This is a genomic window from Streptomyces sp. NPDC004610 (assembly GCF_040609715.1).
Classification (GTDB): Bacteria; Actinomycetota; Actinomycetes; order Streptomycetales; family Streptomycetaceae; genus Streptomyces.
Genome location: NZ_JBEXLA010000014.1, coordinates 114,947 through 133,414, shown reverse-complemented (window position 1 = coordinate 133,414; position 18,468 = coordinate 114,947). Strand labels below are relative to the sequence as shown.

Sequence of the window (18,468 nt, the reverse complement as noted above, 5' to 3'; positions counted from 1 at the left end):
CTACAGGGCGACGATGGCGGGCTGGGCGAGGCGGACCTCGCCGCCGGCGGGGTGGGGTTTGGTGATGCCGTTGACGGAGCGCTGGACGGTCATCAGCTGCGGGGTGGGCACCTGGAAGTCGTCGAACCGCAGCTGCGGGTTGACGTTGGTGTTGGCGGTGAACGCCGAGCCGGTCAGGCCGATCTGGCCGGTGGCGATGGGGCTGGTGGTGACGGTCTCGTCGCTGTGCCACGCGCGGGGTTCACGCGTGCCGTCGGGCCAGGCGCGGAGCTGGATGCGGTGGCCGGTGATGCGGGCCCGCAGCCGGAACCACTGGCCGGCGGTGTAGGTGTAGGGGAGGGAGAGGGTGCCGCCGACGGCGGTGGTGGTGCGGGTGATCGAGGTGAACATGGCCCCGCCCGTCCCGAAGTGGAGGCGGGCGCGGTAGTAGTTGCTGGCGTCGGTGTAGCGGAGCAGGACGCCGGGGACGAACGACGAGCCGGTGGCGATCTGGTCCACGCTGAGGCGGACCAGGACCTCGGCGTCGGCGATCCCGGCGAGGATCCGCTGGAAGCGCACGGTGTCCGGAGCGGACGCAAGCGTGATCACGCCCGAGGTCCCGTTGACGCTGCGGTCCGAGTTGGCGCCCCCGTTCTGCGCCCAGCCCAGGCCGTTGTCGGCGGTGCCCCAGGTGCTGCCGGCGCTCCGGGTGAAGGTGTCCCGCGCGGCCGGCTCGCAGCCGCGGATGCGGATGACCTCGCCCCCGGTGCGAAGGTCGAAGGGGAAGTCCCGCGCGTACTGGCCCCGGGTGCCGGTGCCGAGGAACGCGACGTCGACCAGGAGGACGTGCGAGCTGGGCGGGGTGCCGGTCATGGTGGGCGCCAGGGAGGCGCGGGCGGCGGTGGCCGGTGCGGTGAGCGTCCCGCTGATCCGTGTCCACACCCCGGCCGTGACCGCCTGGCTGACGCCCGTGGTGGAGATGTACGTCCCGCCGCTGGTGTACCAGTTGACGTTCACGTTGACCGTGCGGGCGACCGCGCAGCGCACCCATGCGTGGACCGTGTATGTGCTGCCCGCGGTGATGCCGGTGGTGACCGGGGTGGACTCTGCGTAGGCGGTGGCGGCGGCGCCGGTGGGGGTGAGCTGCATGCTCCAGTCCCCGCCGAACGGTGCCGCGGCCGGCGTGGGCACGCGGGCGGTGGTGGCGCCGGTCGGCGTCCACCCGGCCAGGTCGGCTTCCATGTCGGGGTTGGTGGTGAGCCGGTCGAGGGAGGTGATCCAGGGGACGGGCGCACGGTGGTCGCGGGCGGGGGTGTGGACGGCGAACTGGGTGCCGGTCGCGGAGACGGGCACGGCGACGGTGGATCCTGCGGCGCTGGCGTCGGCGCGGCCGAGCCGGGGGTCGCTCACCTTGGCGACGTTCCAGGGCTGGCCGGGCGAGCAGTTGAACGTCACCGTCCAGGTCTCCAGCGTCAGTTCGTGCTTGATGCCTTCGACGAGGAGGTCGGCGGTGCCGCCGCCGACCCGCTTGGGCAGGCCCGTGATGCGGATCAGGTTGCCCTCGGGTGTTGCCAGCACCGCGGGGATCAGCTGGGGGGCCTTGTGGAGGAGGACTTTCACCTGCGGGTAGCGGGGGGCGTCGACGGTGCCCTGGTGCAGGCGCCAGAACGCGACGGTTTCGGCCTGGTCGTCGGTGTGGAGGGAGAGGGTGACCGAGTCGTCGTAGAGGCCGATGCCGTCCGGCGGGGCCTGGATGGACAGGCGGCCGGTTTCGAGGACGGCGCGGGCGTTGGATCCGCCGTCGCGGGTGACGGTGCGGTCGTTGCGGTAGGCGGTGTCGTCGTCGACGGGGTCGAGGGGGTGGGCGAGGCCGGGGGCGTCGCTGTAGGAGAGGGTGAGGGTGGGGGTCTGGCTGTACATGCTGGTCCGGTCGCGGTAGAGCAGGGCGGGCCGGGCCCGGTCCTCCAGGAGCCGGCCGCCGTCGGAGTCGGCGGCGGCCTGGACGAGGTTGAGGACGGTGTCCTGCCGCTGGGGGCCGATGGGCAGTGAGGGGACGGGGCCGCGGACGCGGCCGATGGGGAGTCCTTCCTCGCTGGACAGGCGGCGCATCCGGGCCCATGCGGAGTCGCCGTTGAAGCCGTGGTCGGCGAAGTTGTAGATGAAGGTGTTCTCCTCGGCGAACACGCCGATGTGGCCGATGACGAGGCCGTCGAGGTCGCCCGAGGCTCCGCCGTCGGTGCCGCGGACGCCGGTGATACGGCCCGCGGTGCCGGTGTAGGAGCCGGTGACGGCGCCGCCGGTGCCGCCGATGGGGATCCAGCGGACCCTCCAGTCCACCGTGCTGCCGTCCTGTGCGGCCATGAGCTGCCAGCGCACCCACGCGTTGAACAGGTTCGTCCCGAGGGTGACGGGCTGGTTGATGACGAGCTGCTCCTCGCTGTCGTAGCCGAGGACGGACGCCTCCAGCGTCTTCAGCATCAGCCGCCACCGCTTGACGGTGCCGCTGCTGGTCCACTGGAGGACGGTGCGGGCGGTGGCGGGCCCGGTGTTGGGGAGGAAGTAGATGAATTCGGTGTGCCACTGGCCGGTTGTGGGGCCGCGCCAGATGGTGCCGGACAGGGTGGCCTGGCTGCGGATGACGGGCAGCGCGGCGGATCCGGCGAGGCCGTCGTCCGCAGCCATGTCCCAGCCCCGCATGAACAGCGGCCTCACCATCGGGAGCGGGCTGGACGCGCTGGTCGCATCACGTCCGTCCTCCATGGGCCAGTAGGCGAGGGGCAGGCCGGAGGGGATGCGGCGGCGCAGGGTGGACTGGAGCTGTTTGCGGCCCTGGCTGAGGCGCCGCAGGATCCCGGCGGCCTCGATGGTGACCCAGCCGTCGGACTCGTCCGGCGTCCAGCCCTGCGGCCACTCGGGGACCTCGGCGACGATCAGGTCCTCGCGGTCCCGGATCGTGGCGTTCCCGGCCACTGTCCACGCGCGGCCCGCCGAGTCCGTGAACCCGGTCGTGCCCGGCGCCTGCGCGGAGAAGTCCGGCGAGGCGACGACGGTGCCGTTGATGCCGTTGCGGACCTCGGCGCGGTAGCAGCGGCCCGCCATCGGCGGACGCTGCGGCACGGCCAGCGCGTCGAGCTGCGACGGCGCGACCGTCAGCGGGGCCGTGGACACGAACGTGCTGAACGCGCCCGTCGGGTAGACGCCTTCGCCGATCCGGGTCCAGGGGCCGTCCAGGGACGGCGCCCAGTAGAAGGTGAAGGTGAAGCCCCCGGCGGGGGTGCCGGTGTCGAGGACGCCGCGCAGGGCGGCACGGCGCGGCAGCGCGGGCAGCTCTCCCGAGTGCCACTCGCCGAAGGTGCCGTCGGTCGTGCATTGGAGGACGACGAACCCGTCCTGGATCCGCAGGTGGTAGGACCGCTGCCCGGCGTCTGCCCACTTCCCGACCAGCATCCGGGCACCGGCCCCGTGCCAGTCCGCCTCGCCCTCCCAGCGGACGTCCAGGTCACCGGTGATGTCCAGGCTGGTGTGGTCGGGAGTGGAGGCCAGGTTGGCGGGGCTGCCGTCCAGCTGGAGGTAGGTCACCTGGCCGGGCACGCTGGTGCGGATGCGGGTGTTGGGGCCGATCAGCCCGTACAGGTCCGACTCGGGGTTGCGCCAGGAGTAGCGGGCGGCCCGGTTGTCGATGGTGACGGTGAGGCTGCCGGGGTCGGTCTGGGTGCCCATGTCCGGGCGGCCGGTCGTCACCTCGATCGTGTCGCGCTCGTAGGTGCGCACGGGGATCCACTGCCCGCCGGGCAGCTCGATCTCGGTCAGGATGTCGAACGGCACAACCGCCGCCCCCTTTCTCTGGGATGCTCGTCCGGGCGGCCGTGCCTGGTCCGCAGACCGGCACCTACGCGGCGCTGAACGCGGCGTCGGTGGTGCCGCCGCGGCCGGTCTTCTGGACGATCTTGCGGATGAGGCGCTTCATGTCGTCCGGGCCGGCCAGTTCGATACGGAGCCCTGCGGGGGCGGCGGCGAGCTGGGAGCGGCGGGAGCGGTTCACGGCGTCCAGGCCCGGCACCTGCACCAGCCCGGCCAGGGCCTTGTTCATGGCGGGAGCGGCGGCCTCGGCGCCCTCGACGATCCCCGGCGGCAGCCACCGTCCGATCTCGTCGCCCATGAGCTTGGACGGCGAGGAGATCCCGAGGGCGTCGGCGATGGGCCCGGGGATCAGGTCTCTCGCCCAGCCGGTCAGGGTGGAACGCAGCCACGCGCCCATGGACTTGATGCCGTTCCACAGGCCGGTCACGACGTCGCGGCCCTTGCCGTAGAGGAGGCTTCCCAGGGACCCCACCGCGTTGCCGATGCGGCGCGGGAGCCCGTTCATCCACGTCAGGAACGCGGTCGCCCGGTCCACGGCGGCGTCCCGGAACGCGCGGAGCGAGGCGAGCGCCCGCTCGCGCAGGAACCCCGGCAGCGCGGCCAGCGCGCCGTAGATACGTTTCGGCAGGCCGAGCATCCACGCGACCAGGGCGAGCGCCTTCTCGATCGCCCAGTCCTTGGCCCGGGTGAACCAGTCCGCGATCCAGCCCGGGACCTGGGCGAGCAGGCCGATCGAGGCGAGCGCGAACCCGATCGCCGCCTTGATCTTCTGCCACACCCAGTCCCAGGCGGCGGCGGTCCAGGCTTTGATCTCGTCCCAGTAGACGATGATCAGCGTGACCAGACCGGCGACCGCCAGCAGGACCCAGCCGATCGGGCCCATGGCAACAAACCAGCTGGCGGCCATGCGGGCGGCCCACCACAGGGCGCGGCCGGCCATCATCGCGTAGCGGGCGACGGTGACGGCGGCGATCCGCAGGATCGTGGCGAGCCATGTCGCGGTCGCTCTGGCGGCGGTCGCCGCCCACGCGCCCGCGGTGCGCAGGCCCGCGCGCACCGCGCCCGCCGCGATCCGCAGCTGCGCCTTGACCGCTGTCGTCGCGGTCGACACCCAGCGGCGGGCGACCCGTCCGAGCCGCGACTCCATCAGGTCCGACGCGGTGTCGACGGCCCTGCTCGCGAGGGCGAACGCCTTGAACGCGAGGACCGCGGCCAGGATCGCGTAGGCGATGGCCTGGACCGCGCCGGGCGGCATCGCGTTGATGACCTGCGCCAGGTGCAGGGCGACGACCGCGGTGAGGCCGATCAGCGGCGCGAACGCCTGCAACAGGACCAGCGCGGTGGTGGCGAGGGTGCCCAGGGTGGTGGCGCCCTGCTTGGCCAGCGCGACGAACTCGGCGAAGCCCTCGCTCTCACCGAGGCCCTGCCCCCAGGCGGCGAACGCCGCGGTGCTCTCCTCGAAGCCGCCGGACATCTCGTCCGACAGCGGCAGGAACGCCTTGATGACCCCGCCGATACCGACGGCGATGTTCTTCAGGCCGAAGAGCAGCGACTCCAGATTCTGCCCGGCGACCTTCGCCATCGAGTCGGCGAACGACTGAAGGCCCTTGCCCCTGCTGGCCCGGTCGATCGAGTCGACGAACTCGCCGAACGCTCCGGCCGCGGCTTTGACGAACGGGGTGAGCAGCGGCAGCAGCCGCCGCACCGCCTGCAACCCGCGCGTGAACACGGGCATCGTCGTGCCGGACAGGCTGTCGGACCAGGCGGCGTAGTCCGACTTCAGGCCGATGAACTCCTTCGCCGTCGCCCTCGTCGCGGGCGGCAGCTCGGCGAGCGCATCGTTGTATGCCTGCTGCTTCTCGGCGGCGTCCTCGGCCCCTTCGGCGGCGGCCTTCTCCGCTTCCGCGGCAAGGTCCGCGACGGCCGCGACCTCCTGCATCTGCGGGCCGACCGCGAGCTGGAACGCTTTCACCGCGACCCCGGCGGAGGCGAACGCGGCGACCAGACCGCCGACCCCGGCGCCCAGCGCGGCAACCACCGGCAGGCCGACGCCGAGCCCGGCGACCGCCTTGCCGAGGCCGCCGAGGATCTTCTTGGCGCGGTCGGCTCCGGCGCGGACGGCGTCGGTGTCGATGCCCAGGCGCACCGTCATGCTCGCGAGGGTGGCCACAGGCCATCACCCCCTCGGGCAGACGCAGCCCCCCTCAGGGGGCGTGCCGCTAGGTCTCTATGGAGTTGTGGTGTTGGTGCTGCCGCCGAGGGCGGCGTTGGTCATCCGGGCGAGCTGGAACAGCTCCTCCGGCGACTTCTCGGTTCTCGTGCGGTCCCAGCGCGGCATGAAGTCGCTGATCTTCGGGGCGCGCTGGCCTTTGCCGCGGTTGACGCCCGCGACGACGGACGCGATCAGCGCGGCCTGGAGGTCACCGCGCGCGGGCCCGAGCGGGCCCGAAAGCTGCTCGTATGCCTGCCACTCCGCCAGCTCGCTGGACGTGGTGCGGGCCAGGAGTTCGCGGACGGTCATCCCGCCGAGGTGCGCGGCCAGCCGGAAGTAGAACTGCCGGGCGGGCCGCGCTCTCAGTTTCCCGTCAGTTCCTTGACGTCCTCTTCCGTGATCTCCGACAGGCGGGTGGCGGCGTCGCACACCCGCTGGAGCGCGGCTGCGGACTTCTCGCCGAGCCGCTTCGCCTCGGCCGCCGACCGGAACAGGACCTTGCCGTTCTGGTCCACGATCGAGGCCGCGGCGAGCCGGGCCCGGTAGCCCTCCAGGCCCTCGGCGCGGACGGACTTGCCGTCCTTGCCGACGAACGCGGACTCGAACTTGTCGCGGTCGGTGCCGGTGAGTTCCCGCACCCGCACGGTCCCGCCCCACTCCGGCACGGCGACGTCCTCGTACTTGAGGTCGTCGACGTTGAGGATCTGCTCGGCGGACAGGTACTGCGTCATCAGGGACTCTCCTTGAGGGTGGGCCAGTGCGGCGGGGGATCTGCGACCAGGGGGACGACGCGTTCCTCCTGGGCGGGGTCGCCGAGGGCCTCGTCGTGGTACTTGCAGCCGGCGGCGTTGCGCAGATGGACGGTGTGCCGGATCGCGCGACCCCCGCCGGGGGTGAGGGGCTCGATCACGATGCTGGCGCCGACCGGGACGTCGTCGGGGTCGATGCCGTTCTCGGCCAGCCACGCGCACAGCTCGGCGCGCTGCCCGCTGAGGTTGATGTGCGGCCACCAGTCCGCCTCGTAGACGACGGTCCGCGCCATCAGGCGCCGGTGGTGATGACGGGCTTGCCCGACACCTTGAACGTGGCCGACGCGGCGAGCTTGTCGTCGTGCGGCGCCTCCGGCTCGAAGTTCGTCAGCACCGCCGCGAACGCCCAGGAGCCGAGGCTGCCCGGCCACACGATCTTGTAGTTGCGGGGCGTGGTGTCGTTGAAGTCGTCGACCAGCGCATCGTGTTCGCGGGGATCGTAGTTGATCTCGATCTCGACCTCACCGCCGTCCTTGAGGCCGCCGGTGTGCTCCCGCCAGCCGTCCGCGCTGTCGTGTGCGGTGACGTCGTAGGTCTCCCGCTCCAGCGCGGGCGGGGTGATGTCGGTGACGTTCGCGATCGCCGTGAACGTCTCGCTCGGGGTGGCACCGTCACCGCGTTGCAGCTGGGTACCGAAAGCGTCCAGACCGGCCATGGGTCTGCCTCCTTCTCACGCTTCGGTCAGCCACACGCGGTAGCTGACGTTGATGTGCCTGATGTCGGGGTCCGGGTCACGCATCCCGGTGTGCTGCTCGTGCGCGACGGACACGTCCCGGAAGCCGGCCACCGCGAGCGGCTCGCGGTCCAGGGCGGCGTCGAGGGCGGCCAGGATGACGGCGGCCTCCTTGAAGCCCCGGTACTTCGACCAGATGTGCAGCACCACACGGGCGTCCAGGCCGCGCTGGTTGTGGGCGTCGGCGGCGGTCTCGGTGACCGTTCCCAGGGAGACGTAGGGGTGCGGCTGCTCCTCCGGCACCTCGTCGAACACCCCGGTCACCACCGCGGTGAGCGCCGGGTCGGCGCGCAGAGCGGTGATGACGGCCTGCTGGAGCGGCCACAGCGCGACCGTCACGGGCTGCCACCCCCCACGTTCCGGCGGAACGCGACCCGGTAGGTGCGGGTCACCTGCCTGCGGTGCAGGTCGAACGCGGGGACCAGAAACGGCTGATCAGGCATGGAGCTGGTGCCCTGCTCGACGTACTGGGCGTACTCCAGGGCGTCGGGGTCCCACACCCCTACCTCGGCCCGCCCGTACCGCTCGAACACCCGCTGCTCGATCTGGGCCTTGAGGTCCCCGCTGCGGACCGGGACCCGGTCCTCGGCGCTGGCTTCGACGTTGTCGGCCCACTCCCGGAGGGTCTCCGCGCGGGCCTCCCGCATCGCCTCCGGCACCCGCCCCACCGCGCGCAGGGCCCCGCGCAGCCCGTCCAGCCGCGACCGGCGTGCCACGGCTACGGGAGCTGGAGGACGGCGACGGTCACCGAGGTCACCGCGCTGTAGGTGATCGCGGCCCGCCCGGTCATGGGGTCCCGGTAGACGGACTTCAGCGGGATGAACGCGTTCCCGGAGGCGGGGATGACCTGCTGGGCGTCCGCGACGGCGAGGTCACCGACCGTGCCCGGCGTGGCGATCGTGACGGTCTTGGCGGCGGCGTCGCCGTTGCGGACGTGGAGCACCAGCTTCTCCCCGACGGGGGCCTGGTCGCCGCCGCTCGCGGCGTTGGCGTAGGTGGGCTGGAGCCCGGACAGGGGCAGCCGCTGTACGGACAGGATGGCCATGGTCTTCCTCAGTTTCCGGTGGTGGGCTGGCGGACGGTGCAGTCCGCGCGCAGGTAGGTGCCGGGCTCGCTGGGCTCGAAGGTGGCGAACACCTCCACCACCCGCCCGTCCGGCCGTAGTTCGTCGCCGCGGCGCACGTCCGTGCCGGGCGCGAAGTACCAGGTCTCATCGAGGCGGGCCTCGGCCTGGTCGGCGGCCTGCCGCTCGCGCGCGGTGGGCTGGGACATGCGGGCGCGGACGGTGTCCAGGTGCACCCAGGTGACGTCCTGGCCTCCTCCGCCATCGTCGACCGTGACCGCGCGCCACAGCGGGACCCGGCGGTTGAGGAGGCGTCCGACGCGGCTCACCGGAACCTCACCACCGCGAGGCCGCCGCCGAACCGCGCGGCCAGCTGCTCGCGCAGGTACTCCGGCAGCTCGACCTCGGTGATCCGCCCGGAGTCGCCGTAGGTCACCGCGTAGTCCCCGATCCGCTCCGAGCGGATGTCGCGGGCGGCGAGGCCCTCGCCGTCCGGCTGGGACCGGAAGGCGATCAGGGTCGCGGCGGCGATCCGGCACACCAGGTCGACGATGTCCGCGGGCACGACGGGCAGGCCGTGGGTCTGCACGACCTCCACCTCGGCGGGCTCGCAGCCGGGCTGCCAGCCGCACGCCCGCCACAGCCGGTGGGAGCGCAGCCGCCAGCCGGTCACCGGCACACCGTCGATCTCCACCGAGGTGACAGTGGTGACGGGCGGGCCGGGCAGGGTCAGCCACTGGGAATCGTCGGGCCCGGTGAGGGTGACGGTGGATGTGGTCTGGCTGATCGGGACGCCGGCCGCTTCCCGTACCGCGGCCGAGGCGACGTCGAGGTAGACGGCGGCCAGGGTCTCCTCCTCGGGTGCGACGGTGAGGCCGCGCGCGGTCAGGTCGGCGACCGATGCCAGCGGGGACAGGGCCACGGCGCCACCTCCTTCCTCAGGACGCGAGGTCGATCAGATCGTCCTTGGTGAGGGTGGCGGCGTCCTCGACGGAGGCGAGACCGCGGCGCACGACGTGGGCGATCCACTCCGCCTTGGGGGCGTCGTCGGACGGCCGCCCGTCCCCGGACGGGGCGCCGTCCGACTGGTCGCCGGGTGCCGGGCCCGGGTGCTCGGCGTGGTCTGCGGGCAGGTCGATCAGCTCCCGCCGGGTCATGGCCTCGGCACGCTCCGGGGCGAGCCCGAGTTCCCGGACCGCGTAGAGCACCCAGTCCGCCTTGGGCGCGGACTTGGGCGGACGGGCCACCGGCTCCTGACCGGCTGCTGCTGCCGGCGGAACAGGGGCGGCCCGGTCCCTGAGGGGGGTGCCGTCGGCGCTGACCTCCCGCAGGTAGCCCAGACGCAGCCGCCGCTTCATGTCGTCGCTCATACGGGCCGGGTCCATCTCGAAGACGGCACCGCCCTCGCCGCGGATGTGGACGGTGGCCTCCGGCGTCCGGTGCCCGCGGGCACGGCGCAGGGCCTGCACGGCTTCGGCGAGTTCGGCCTCGGTGACGTCGTCCGGCAGTGTGTTCGGGCCGGTCATCACACGCTCCGGGGGATGCGCAGGACGTCGATGGTCCCGGCGTAGCCGGTCTCGAAGTCGATGAGCAGGGTGCCGTCGGACTGGAGGAAGCGGCCGGACTCGAACGGTCCGAAGTAGCGGACCCCGGAGGTCGCCGCGACCTCCGCGACCAGGTCGCCCTGCCCGGCGGCGAGGGCGGGCGGGCTGTCTCCCGCTCGCACGATCAGGTCGTGTGCGGCGCCGTCGGTGTGGGTGGTGCGGATCAGGGTGTACTCGGGCACGGCGTCGTTGATGACCACACCGTTGGTGACGAGCGTGGCGTCCACGGTCGTCGCTCCGGTGGCTGCGTTCACGGACGCGTTCGCCGCCAGGGTGCGGTACGCGACAGCGGTACGGGGCATGACGGGTTCTCCTTCCTGCTCAGGTCTGGGAGGCGGTGGCGATGGCGATGCCGTCGGGGCGGATCAGCTTCGCCCCGTACAGGGCGAGGCCCTTCACGGCGTCGGAGAAGCTGGACTCGGGGCGGTACGCCTCGGTCTTGTTGATCTGCTCGGCGAAGGAGATCGCCGCGTTGACGCCGGCCTGGATCACGTTGTCGTCGCCGGTGGGGTTCGGGGTGTTGTTCGACTTCATGATGTTGAAGTTCGCCGCGCGGCCCACGAACCCGTTGCGCAGGGCCTCGGTGGTGCCCGACTTGGACGCGTCGATGAACCGGTCGTCGCGCTGGAGGCGTCCGTAGAACCAGGGCGGCACGACGCAGTAGCGGCCCTCGGTGGGCACGTCCGCCTCGTCCAGTGCGACTCCGAGCGGGACGAGGATGCTGTCGTAGGCGGCCGTCGGGGTGTTCGCCGGGACGGCGATGGTGCCGAGGTTGTTGCCCGCCACGACACCGGTGTAGAGACCGGCCAGATAGCGGTCGGTGACGTCACGCAGCCGGTAGGCGGCCCGGGACATCGCCTCGGGCACGACGTTGCCCTTGGCCTGCCGCTTGTCGACGTCGTCCACCTTGAAAGCCCAGTACTTCGACTGGTCGATGACGAGGTTGCGCTGGGCGTCCGTCAGTTCCTCCGGGGTGATCACCGTCGAATTCGGCACGTAGTCCGAGATCGTCGGGTCACTGATCGAGGTGATCTTGACGACGTCGCCGGACTCGGCGATCTCTCCCTCGTAGTCCCGGTTGACGACCTGCGGGCCGCCGTAGACGAGTGCGGTACGCCACGCGACCAGGAGCTGAGCGCTCCAGATCAGCGGCTTGAAGTTGTTGATGGACACGGGGCCCTCCTAGTCAGCCTCTGCCGCCGAGGAGATCGTCCAGTTGGCCCTTCTCCTGGGCCTTGACGATCTGCTCGGGGGTCATGGTGTTCAGGTCGCGCTCGCTGAGCTGCTTCGGACGGCCCGCCTTGCGCGCTGCCCCTCCGTCGCCGGTGCCCTGGAACCTCTTGCCGCCTTGCGCGGCCAGGTAGGGCTTCGTCTTGATCAGTTCCTCGATCGCCTCGGCGATCTCCTCTGCGTCGGCCTCGCCGTCCGCGTCGACCTCGAACTGGCCGAGGTCCAGGAACTTGAGGGCATCACGGGGGTCGGCGAGCTTCTTCGCCGCCGCCGCGCGGATCTCCGCCCTGAGGACCCGGGCGTTCGCCGCGGCCGTTGCGGCAGCGGTCGCCTTCGCCACGGCGTCATCAGTTCCGCCGCTGCCGGTGTTCTGGCGCAGACGGTCCTCGGCCTGGCGCCGCCGGGTCTTCTCCGCCTTGAGGCGGTCCTTCATCCGGGCCAGGGCCTTCTTCCCGGCGTCGCCGAGCTGGTCGGCGCCCTCCGGATCCGCCTCGTCGTCCCCGTCACCGTCCCCGTCGTCGTCCTGGCCGTCGTCACCGTCCCCGGCGTCGTCGTCCTGCCCGTCGTCCCCGCCGTCGCCGTCGTCGTCCTGGTCCTCGTCGTCCCCGGCGCCGCCGAGGACCGGCCAGACCGGGAACAACTCGTCCGGGTCCTCGCCGGGGCGGGCCTTGCGCCAGCCCAGCGCGCGGACGCCGGAGCGGGGATGTACGGGCAGGGGGGCGTGCGTGATCGGCATGATCGGTCTCCCGTTGCGGGGTGAAAGGGGGGTGCCCTGGGCGTTGCGCGCGGGCATGAGAAAGGCCCGCACCGGAAACGGATGCGGGCCGGGGGCTCGTAGGTGGGGCGGGTCAGGTCTGGTTGTTCTCCGCGGCGTCGGCCATGGCCTCGCAGAAGGCGGTGAGTTCGGCGGCCTCTTCCTGCCTGCGCCGCTGCTCGTCCTCGGGGAGGTCCTCGAAGTTGAAGGGGATCGCGGTGCCGTCCTCGCGGAAGTTCCCCTGCCGCTGGTTCAGCGGGTTCATGTCCGCAGGGGTCACAGCAGGCCGCGCTTCTCCAGTTCGGCGAGGCAGTGCGCCTCGATCTCTGCGGCTTCCTCGGCCAGGCGCCTGCGCTCGTCCTCCGGGAGGTCGTCCAGGTTCAGCGGGACCGCCTGGTAGATCCCGTCCTCGTTCAGGCGGAAGTTCATCTGCAACTGGTTCAGCGGGTCCAGTTCCATGTCCTCGCTCCTGAAAGGCCGGGGGGTGCCAACAGTGTCAGGTCTCGCGGCGTCGGCGGCGCACAGGCGGGGGCTGGCCGACCGGGTGCCCGCGGTCGGGGTCCAGTCCGGACAGGCGGCGGGTCTCCTGGATGTAGGCCCACTCTTCCTCGGGCGGGGTGTCGTCGTCCTCGGGCTCACGGCCGCCGTGATCGGCGATCCACTGCCGGCGGAACGCGCTGATCGCACGGTTGCGTGCGATAGCTTCCTCGCTGCGCTCGCTCACAGGTACTTCACCCCGTTCCAGACCGACCCCATCAGTGTCCTCTTGCCCAGCCACGAATCTTCCGGAGTGTGCTCCGGACGGCGGCCCAGGGCCGCGATCTCGCTCGCCGTCGGGAATCCGGCACTGCCGAACGGCTCGTCACGCATCCGGCGCAGCAGCGCCGCCCCGTCAGCGTACGCGTCCTCGCGGGCCTCGTACTCGTCTTCGGGCGTCCCGTCGTCGTCCCGGTGCGCGTCCAGCCAGGACGCGTCCTCTGCGAGCCGCCGCTCCAGCTGGTCGGCGATGCCCTCGGCGTCATCGGCGGCGACGAAGTCGTAGCCCTTGAGCGCCCAGACGAAACCGCCGTTGTCCTCGGCCGCGTTCAGCTCGATCCGGTCCGCGCCCGAGCGCCGGTACCAGTCCTCCAGATGCGCGTTGACCGCGTTGGAGAACCCCCGCCGCCGGAACGGTGCCTCCAGCTCCAGCACATTGTGCGTGGCGTACAGGCGGCCCTCGGCGTCGCGGCGGAACGTCCGCCAGATCTCCCCCGCCTGCTCCCCGTCGCGCATGACGTTCGCGGTCACCATGACCCGGTTCGCCGAGGGCCGCACCCGGGTGACCTCCACCGTGAACCCGGCGAAGTCCCCTGCGAACAGGGCCCGTATCCCGGCCTCCAGACGGCCGATGTCCGTGCTCCCCCCTTCCGCCGGAAGGAGGTCGCCCATCAGCGGCACTTCGTCCCCGCCCGCCGCCGGAACCCGCCCCGCACCCGGAGGAACCGGCGGCACACCGGCACCGGCCCGGCCACCCCCGGTGGCTTCCCCGCCCGCACCACCGGAGCGGCCCGCCGACGGCGCCCCATCGGAACCGGCGGCGCCGCTGTCGGCGAAGAGGTAGCCATTGCGCTCCAGCAGCCGGATCGCCTGCTCGCGGTCGCCGTCGGCCAGGCGGTAGATCTCCTCCGGCATCAGCCGCGGCGTCACCGCGCGGGCCCGGCCGCGGGTGGCTTCGCCGAAGCGGACACCGGCCGCCTTCTGGAACTTCGCCCGCCGCGCCCCGTACAGGCCGCGCCGGGTGGTGCCCTCGCGCGTGGCCTGCACCTGACGCCCGTACCGGGTCACCGTGGCCATGCTGCGCCGGGCGTTCACGACCTGCGCGATGTCCGCCCCGTCCGCGATCGCCGCCATCGCGGCCTGCCCGAACGCGCGCAGCCGCTGCGCCTCGGTCATCTCCTCGAACAGCGACGCCGGGGAAGGGAGTTCCCAGGTATCGCCGGGCCTGCGCGGCGCCATCGTGCAGTCGCACCGCGGATGCCGCACGAACCCCTCCGACAGCGAGTACTCGCGACCGGCGAGGATCAGGCACCGCGCGCACGCGGGCAGGTGCACCACCCGCACGTAGGACACGACGCGCGGGCGGGCGATCATCCCGGCCATGTCCGCGATCCGCCCGGCGTCCGCGACCAGGGAGCGGGTCACCATCTCCAGGAACGCGGCCCCCGACAGGATCGACGCGGCAACCGACAGGCCCCGCCTGAGCCGGTTGAACGCGATCAGCAGCGGATACAGCAGCGGCCCGGTCAGATCCCCGGTCGCGGCGACCGCCGCCCGCGGGTCCACCGCCGCCCGTCCGGGGCCGGCCTCCCCGGTCAGCCACTCCTCAGCGCTAGCGGCGGCAGCCAGCTGTCCGGCGCGGATCAGGTCGGCGGCGAGCGGCGCCGCCCGCAGCCACGACGCCTCCAACTGGTCCGGGTCGACGGAGCCCCACACGGCGCGGACCGCCGCCGCGGTGGTCGCCGCCTGCACGGCGCGCTCGGCCTGGTGCCGCTGTGCCTGGACCGGAACCGTCACAGCCCCGGCCCGCCGTCCCCGGCCGCCTCGTCCCCGTCGTCCTCGCCGGGGCCGGGGGCCTGGGCGAGCATGCGGGTGGCGGCGCCGATCGGGTCCATCTCCGCCTCCGCCTCCCGCATCGCCACCACATCGGCGACCTCGGTGGGGGTCAGGCCGTAGCGCAGGGCGAGCCACTCGAAGGGGAAACCGACGTCCTTCAGCTTCAGCAGCGCGTCGGCGAGCTGGGCCTGAGAACGGGACTCAGAGTCCGCCCACAGCACGCTGCCCGCGCGCATCGCGCGGGCCTTGGCGTCCTCGCCGCGCGCGAGGAGGATCAGCCGGGCGACCTCGCGCAGGCCCTGCCCGGTCCACAGCTTCTTCTGGTCGGTCCGCTTGACCAGGCCGGTCTCCGCGGCGAGCAGCGCATCCCCGGACAGGTTGGCCATCTTGCCGACGAGGTAGTGCTGCGGGGTGCGGGTCTGGGCTGCGACGTGCCCGACGGCGACCTCGATGATGCCGGTCCACCAGGACAGGTTCGCGGCCTGCCACTCCGCGATCCGCGCGTCCTTGCCCGTGATCCACGCGACCCGGTCGATCTGGAACTTGTCCAGGTCGACGGCCTGCTTCCCGATGATCTCCCCGGCACTGTTCAGCTTGGGGATCACCGGCCGGTCGGCACCCATGATCACCCGCTGCGGGAACGAAGCAGCGTCCGATGCCGTGAACAATTGGGCCCAAATCAAGTTAATTGCGTCTTGCATCGCCACGACACCGGACACGTCGGAGATCGGCTCACCCACCAGGACCGGCTTGTTGGGCAGCTCCACCAGCGGGACCAGGCCCATCGGGTTGGGCTGAGGGTTCGGCTCGCCCAGCACCATCTCGTCGCGCGGCTCCCACGTCCGCCGGCGCTCCCGCTCACCCGGCGGCAGCCACAGCGCCGCCTCGTCCACCCCGGCCATCTGCGGGGACTTGTCCTGTCGCGCGAGGGGGCGCTCGAACTTCCACAGCTCGTGAGGAAGATAGAGGGTGGCGAAGTCCCTGTTGCCGTCCTGCCACCGCTTCAGCCCCGCCCGCCGCCTCACCCGCGACCCGGGCTCGTAGGCCACGATGCACTGGGCCGCGTCCTCGAAGGTGACGACCGGATTCTCCTCGTCGTCCGGGTCACCCCACACCAGCACGAAACTGCGCGCGCTGTTCACCGAGCCGGTGAAACCGAGCTGGCTCTCGCCGTCGCAGCCGTTGACCTGCCACACCCGCCACAGATCCGCGTCCGCGCGCTCCTCCCCGGCCGCCTGGAACCCCGTCACCCCCAGCCGCTCCACCGGGCTGTCGGCCACGACCTGGACCCAGTTGTCGGCGAAGTCCCGGTACCGGTCCCCGTGGAACTTCGCGAACTCGTCGCTGGCGAAGTTCAGCGGCTGCTCACCCCGGTAGTAGCGGTCATTCCGCTCGATCTCCGGCCGCCGCCGGATCAGCTCCGACTCCAGCAGCCCCACCAGCTCCAGCGCCTGCACAAGGGTGGCCACCAGCGCCCCCCTTCGGTCACGACCCGTAGTAGTAGGACACCGCCGGCTCGGCCAGCCCCGCCGCGATCACGTCGCCCCACGCCTCATGCGCCAGCACCGAGGCCACACAGACGTCGATCTTCTGAGCAGGGGACGCCTTGCGCAGCACATAGAGCCCCGAGGGGCGCTCGGCCTTGCGGGTGTTCTCGACGTGCGACTGCGTCCACTCGCACCCGTCGTGCGTGAACGCGGCCGAGCGCGACCCGTCGTCGGAGTTGCGCTTGAGGACATCCGTGCGCAGCCGCTCAGCCGCCGCGTGCATCTGCACCAGGCGGCGGGTGTACCAGCGGATCACCCGCTCCTCGCCGTACTCGTCAATCCAATCGTCACATTCCGTGTCCCAATAGGGCGGATCGGCGTAAAGCCGGACAACGTCGTAGCGGCGCATCACCTGTGCCATCGCCGCCCGCACCTCGGCCCGAGGCACCTGCCCGCCGAAATCCGCCGGATTCCAGATGGCCGGCCGGTCGTCCATCCCGTAGAGCGGCGTGAACTGGAAGCCGTCCATCGTCTCCGCGCGGATCGCAGTCCAGTCGTCCATGTCCGAGCCGTCGAACCCGAGCACAATCCTGGTGCCCGCGCGTACCCGGCGCTTGCGGGCCTTGGCCGCCCACTTCGTGCCGTCCAGCCAGGCGGCCGTGCCCGCGACGTTGCGGTTGCCGAAGAACCGTTCGGCCTGGGCCGGATCCTTCTCCATGATCTCGGCGCACTCCGCCTCGATCGCGTCGAGGTCGACGTGGTCCGATCCCGCGTAGACGTGCCGGAAGATCTTCCGGCGCTGCCGCTTGTCCCTGAAGGAGAGCGACTTCGGGGCCTGCGGGTGGTACTTGAAGATGTCCCGCCGCTTGGACTGCGATGTCGTCTGCGCGACCGAGTCCTCCGACGGGTCGAAGGCGTTGCTCGTCTCCATGCTGCGGCCGCCCATACCGGCGACGCCGCGGCGCTGGGTCTCGGCGACCTTCCGCAGCTTGTTCGCCGCGGTGTAGAGACCGGACTCGTCCTGGAGGGCGAAGATGATCGGGTTGCCCAGCCGGGACATCGCCGACGAGGTGACGACGTCGATCTTCCCGTCCTCGCCGATCCGAGCGAACTCCTCCCCGACCCTGATCCGTTCGGCCAGCGGCCCCTTCTTCACCATCGACGTGAGCGGCCGGTACACGTTCGCGACCTGGTCCTCGGACGTCGCCGTGAGCTGGATCAGCGGCGTCGGCCACGGCACACCCATCGGCTCACCCGGCCGGTACCGGTACCACCAGCCGCACCCGCAGCCGTGGTCCGCGCAGATGAACCGCTCCCCGCCGCGCGCCCACCCGCCGAACACGACCGGCCCGCATGCCTCCGCCAGCACGACCGTCGCCGACCACGGGCCCTTGCCCGTCTTCTGCGGCGCGATCACCTGCGAGCGGCGGTAGTGGAACGCCGGCGCCAACTGCCCCACCACCGCGGTGGGCTTCACGCGGTAGTGGTTGGCGGTGCACCACAGCTGCCAGGGGTAGAGCTGGAGGTCCCCGCCCGCGCGGAACCCGTCCGGGACCGGGCAGTGCCGCTCGATCCAGTCCGGCACCACCCACATGGTGGGGAAGTCGACGACGAACTCTGCGGCCTCGGGCTCACGCCCCCGGGGCACGGAACGGCACAACCTTCATACGGTCCCGCGCCGACGGCCGCGCCGGCGTCTCCGCGTCCTCCGGCGTGTCCGGGACCAGGACCGGGCCGGGCTCACCCGGGCTGATCTTCCACCGGTTGCGGAGCATGCCCTGCACGGACAGGCCGAGGCTGTCGAGGTACTGCCGGGCGAGCTTGCGGACGTCGACCTTCGCGTCCGGCTGCTCGGCCTCGGCCAGGCACCGCACGAACAGCGCCACCTCGAAGACCTGGTCCAGCTCCTCCCACATCACCGCCTGCGGCTTCTCCCACAGCTCGCACCACAGATGCCATTCCCGCTCGGTGGCCTCGGTCAGCGGCCACCCGGGCGGCATCCCCGGACGGCCCTCGTAGGGAAGGAGAGTCCATCCGGCCTTGTCCGAAGGCCGGTTGCGGCGCAGCGCGGCCGGGTCCGGCGGCGGTCCGGAGACAGTACGGGCACCTCCACGGGACATGACGATCACTCCTCCGAGCCGCGT

Annotated in this window: 22 protein-coding genes; all 22 read right to left on the bottom strand. The window is 72.0% G+C overall.

The window, feature by feature from the left end; all coding sequences use genetic code 11:
* The 22 genes from ABZX40_RS18010 to ABZX40_RS17905 all read right to left on the bottom strand — a co-directional run bounded on the left by ABZX40_RS18010 (nucleotide 1) and on the right by ABZX40_RS17905 (nucleotide 18,444).
* Nucleotides 1-3,804, bottom strand: coding sequence for a carbohydrate binding domain-containing protein (locus ABZX40_RS18010; RefSeq protein WP_355731759.1), 3,804 nt, complete (start codon nucleotides 3,802-3,804; stop codon nucleotides 1-3).
* Between the two features lie 64 nt (nucleotides 3,805-3,868).
* Nucleotides 3,869-5,992: a hypothetical protein gene (locus ABZX40_RS18005; RefSeq protein WP_355731758.1), complete on the bottom strand. Its 2,124-nt coding sequence runs from the start codon at nucleotides 5,990-5,992 to the stop codon at nucleotides 3,869-3,871.
* 75 nt (nucleotides 5,993-6,067) lie between these two features.
* The gene (locus ABZX40_RS18000) at nucleotides 6,068-6,361 is read right to left on the bottom strand and encodes a DUF4035 domain-containing protein (protein ID WP_355731756.1); all 294 of its coding nucleotides are present in this window, start codon (nucleotides 6,359-6,361) and stop codon (nucleotides 6,068-6,070) included.
* A 53-nt stretch (nucleotides 6,362-6,414) separates the two neighbouring features.
* Complete coding sequence (locus ABZX40_RS17995) at nucleotides 6,415-6,783, bottom strand: hypothetical protein (protein ID WP_355731754.1); 369 nt, start codon at nucleotides 6,781-6,783, stop codon at nucleotides 6,415-6,417.
* A complete protein-coding gene (locus tag ABZX40_RS17990) occupies nucleotides 6,783-7,094 on the bottom strand; it encodes a hypothetical protein (protein WP_355731752.1) in 312 nt (103 codons plus the stop codon). Before ABZX40_RS17990 ends, ABZX40_RS17995 begins: the two co-directional genes overlap by 1 nt.
* Entirely contained in the window at nucleotides 7,094-7,516 is a 423-nt protein-coding gene (locus ABZX40_RS17985) for a phage tail tube protein (RefSeq protein ID WP_355731750.1), read from the bottom strand. The genes ABZX40_RS17990 and ABZX40_RS17985 overlap by 1 nt, the downstream gene beginning before the upstream one ends.
* A gap of 15 nt (nucleotides 7,517-7,531) precedes the next feature.
* Complete coding sequence (locus ABZX40_RS17980; RefSeq protein ID WP_355731748.1) at nucleotides 7,532-7,933, bottom strand: DUF3168 domain-containing protein; 402 nt, start codon at nucleotides 7,931-7,933, stop codon at nucleotides 7,532-7,534.
* Nucleotides 7,930-8,310 (bottom strand): HK97-gp10 family putative phage morphogenesis protein, encoded by a 381-nt coding sequence (locus ABZX40_RS17975; RefSeq protein WP_355731746.1) that lies wholly within the window; start codon nucleotides 8,308-8,310, stop codon nucleotides 7,930-7,932. Before ABZX40_RS17975 ends, ABZX40_RS17980 begins: the two co-directional genes overlap by 4 nt.
* 2 nt (nucleotides 8,311-8,312) lie before the next feature.
* On the bottom strand, nucleotides 8,313-8,639 hold the full coding sequence (locus ABZX40_RS17970) for a hypothetical protein (protein ID WP_355731744.1): 327 nt from the start codon (nucleotides 8,637-8,639) through the stop codon (nucleotides 8,313-8,315).
* 8 nt (nucleotides 8,640-8,647) lie between these two features.
* Nucleotides 8,648-8,986 carry a head-tail adaptor protein gene (locus ABZX40_RS17965; protein WP_355731743.1) on the bottom strand — a complete coding sequence of 113 codons (339 nt, stop codon included), beginning with the start codon at nucleotides 8,984-8,986 and terminating at the stop codon, nucleotides 8,648-8,650.
* Nucleotides 8,983-9,579, bottom strand: coding sequence for a hypothetical protein (locus ABZX40_RS17960; protein WP_355731741.1), 597 nt, complete (start codon nucleotides 9,577-9,579; stop codon nucleotides 8,983-8,985). The genes ABZX40_RS17965 and ABZX40_RS17960 overlap by 4 nt, the downstream gene beginning before the upstream one ends.
* A gap of 16 nt (nucleotides 9,580-9,595) precedes the next feature.
* A complete protein-coding gene (locus tag ABZX40_RS17955) occupies nucleotides 9,596-10,183 on the bottom strand; it encodes a hypothetical protein (RefSeq protein WP_355731739.1) in 588 nt (195 codons plus the stop codon).
* Nucleotides 10,183-10,563, bottom strand: coding sequence for a hypothetical protein (locus ABZX40_RS17950; RefSeq protein ID WP_355731737.1), 381 nt, complete (start codon nucleotides 10,561-10,563; stop codon nucleotides 10,183-10,185). The genes ABZX40_RS17955 and ABZX40_RS17950 overlap by 1 nt, the downstream gene beginning before the upstream one ends.
* A 19-nt stretch (nucleotides 10,564-10,582) precedes the next feature.
* Nucleotides 10,583-11,434 (bottom strand): P22 coat protein - protein 5 domain protein, encoded by an 852-nt coding sequence (locus ABZX40_RS17945; RefSeq protein WP_355731735.1) that lies wholly within the window; start codon nucleotides 11,432-11,434, stop codon nucleotides 10,583-10,585.
* 13 nt (nucleotides 11,435-11,447) lie between these two features.
* Nucleotides 11,448-12,227 carry a hypothetical protein gene (locus ABZX40_RS17940; protein ID WP_355731733.1) on the bottom strand — a complete coding sequence of 260 codons (780 nt, stop codon included), beginning with the start codon at nucleotides 12,225-12,227 and terminating at the stop codon, nucleotides 11,448-11,450.
* A gap of 112 nt (nucleotides 12,228-12,339) precedes the next feature.
* Nucleotides 12,340-12,510: a hypothetical protein gene (locus ABZX40_RS17935; RefSeq protein ID WP_355731731.1), complete on the bottom strand. Its 171-nt coding sequence runs from the start codon at nucleotides 12,508-12,510 to the stop codon at nucleotides 12,340-12,342.
* An 11-nt stretch (nucleotides 12,511-12,521) separates the two neighbouring features.
* Nucleotides 12,522-12,704, bottom strand: coding sequence for a hypothetical protein (locus ABZX40_RS17930; protein WP_355731729.1), 183 nt, complete (start codon nucleotides 12,702-12,704; stop codon nucleotides 12,522-12,524).
* A gap of 37 nt (nucleotides 12,705-12,741) precedes the next feature.
* On the bottom strand, nucleotides 12,742-12,969 hold the full coding sequence (locus tag ABZX40_RS17925) for a hypothetical protein (RefSeq protein ID WP_355731727.1): 228 nt from the start codon (nucleotides 12,967-12,969) through the stop codon (nucleotides 12,742-12,744).
* Entirely contained in the window at nucleotides 12,966-14,798 is a 1,833-nt protein-coding gene (locus ABZX40_RS17920; protein ID WP_355731725.1) for a hypothetical protein, read from the bottom strand. Before ABZX40_RS17920 ends, ABZX40_RS17925 begins: the two co-directional genes overlap by 4 nt.
* Nucleotides 14,795-16,306: a phage portal protein gene (locus ABZX40_RS17915; RefSeq protein WP_355731723.1), complete on the bottom strand. Its 1,512-nt coding sequence runs from the start codon at nucleotides 16,304-16,306 to the stop codon at nucleotides 14,795-14,797. The genes ABZX40_RS17920 and ABZX40_RS17915 overlap by 4 nt, the downstream gene beginning before the upstream one ends.
* Before the next feature lie 16 nt (nucleotides 16,307-16,322).
* Complete coding sequence (locus ABZX40_RS17910; RefSeq protein WP_355731721.1) at nucleotides 16,323-17,972, bottom strand: hypothetical protein; 1,650 nt, start codon at nucleotides 17,970-17,972, stop codon at nucleotides 16,323-16,325.
* The gene (locus tag ABZX40_RS17905) at nucleotides 17,956-18,444 is read right to left on the bottom strand and encodes a hypothetical protein (protein WP_355731719.1); all 489 of its coding nucleotides are present in this window, start codon (nucleotides 18,442-18,444) and stop codon (nucleotides 17,956-17,958) included. Before ABZX40_RS17905 ends, ABZX40_RS17910 begins: the two co-directional genes overlap by 17 nt.
* Between the last annotated feature and the right edge of the window lie 24 nt (nucleotides 18,445-18,468).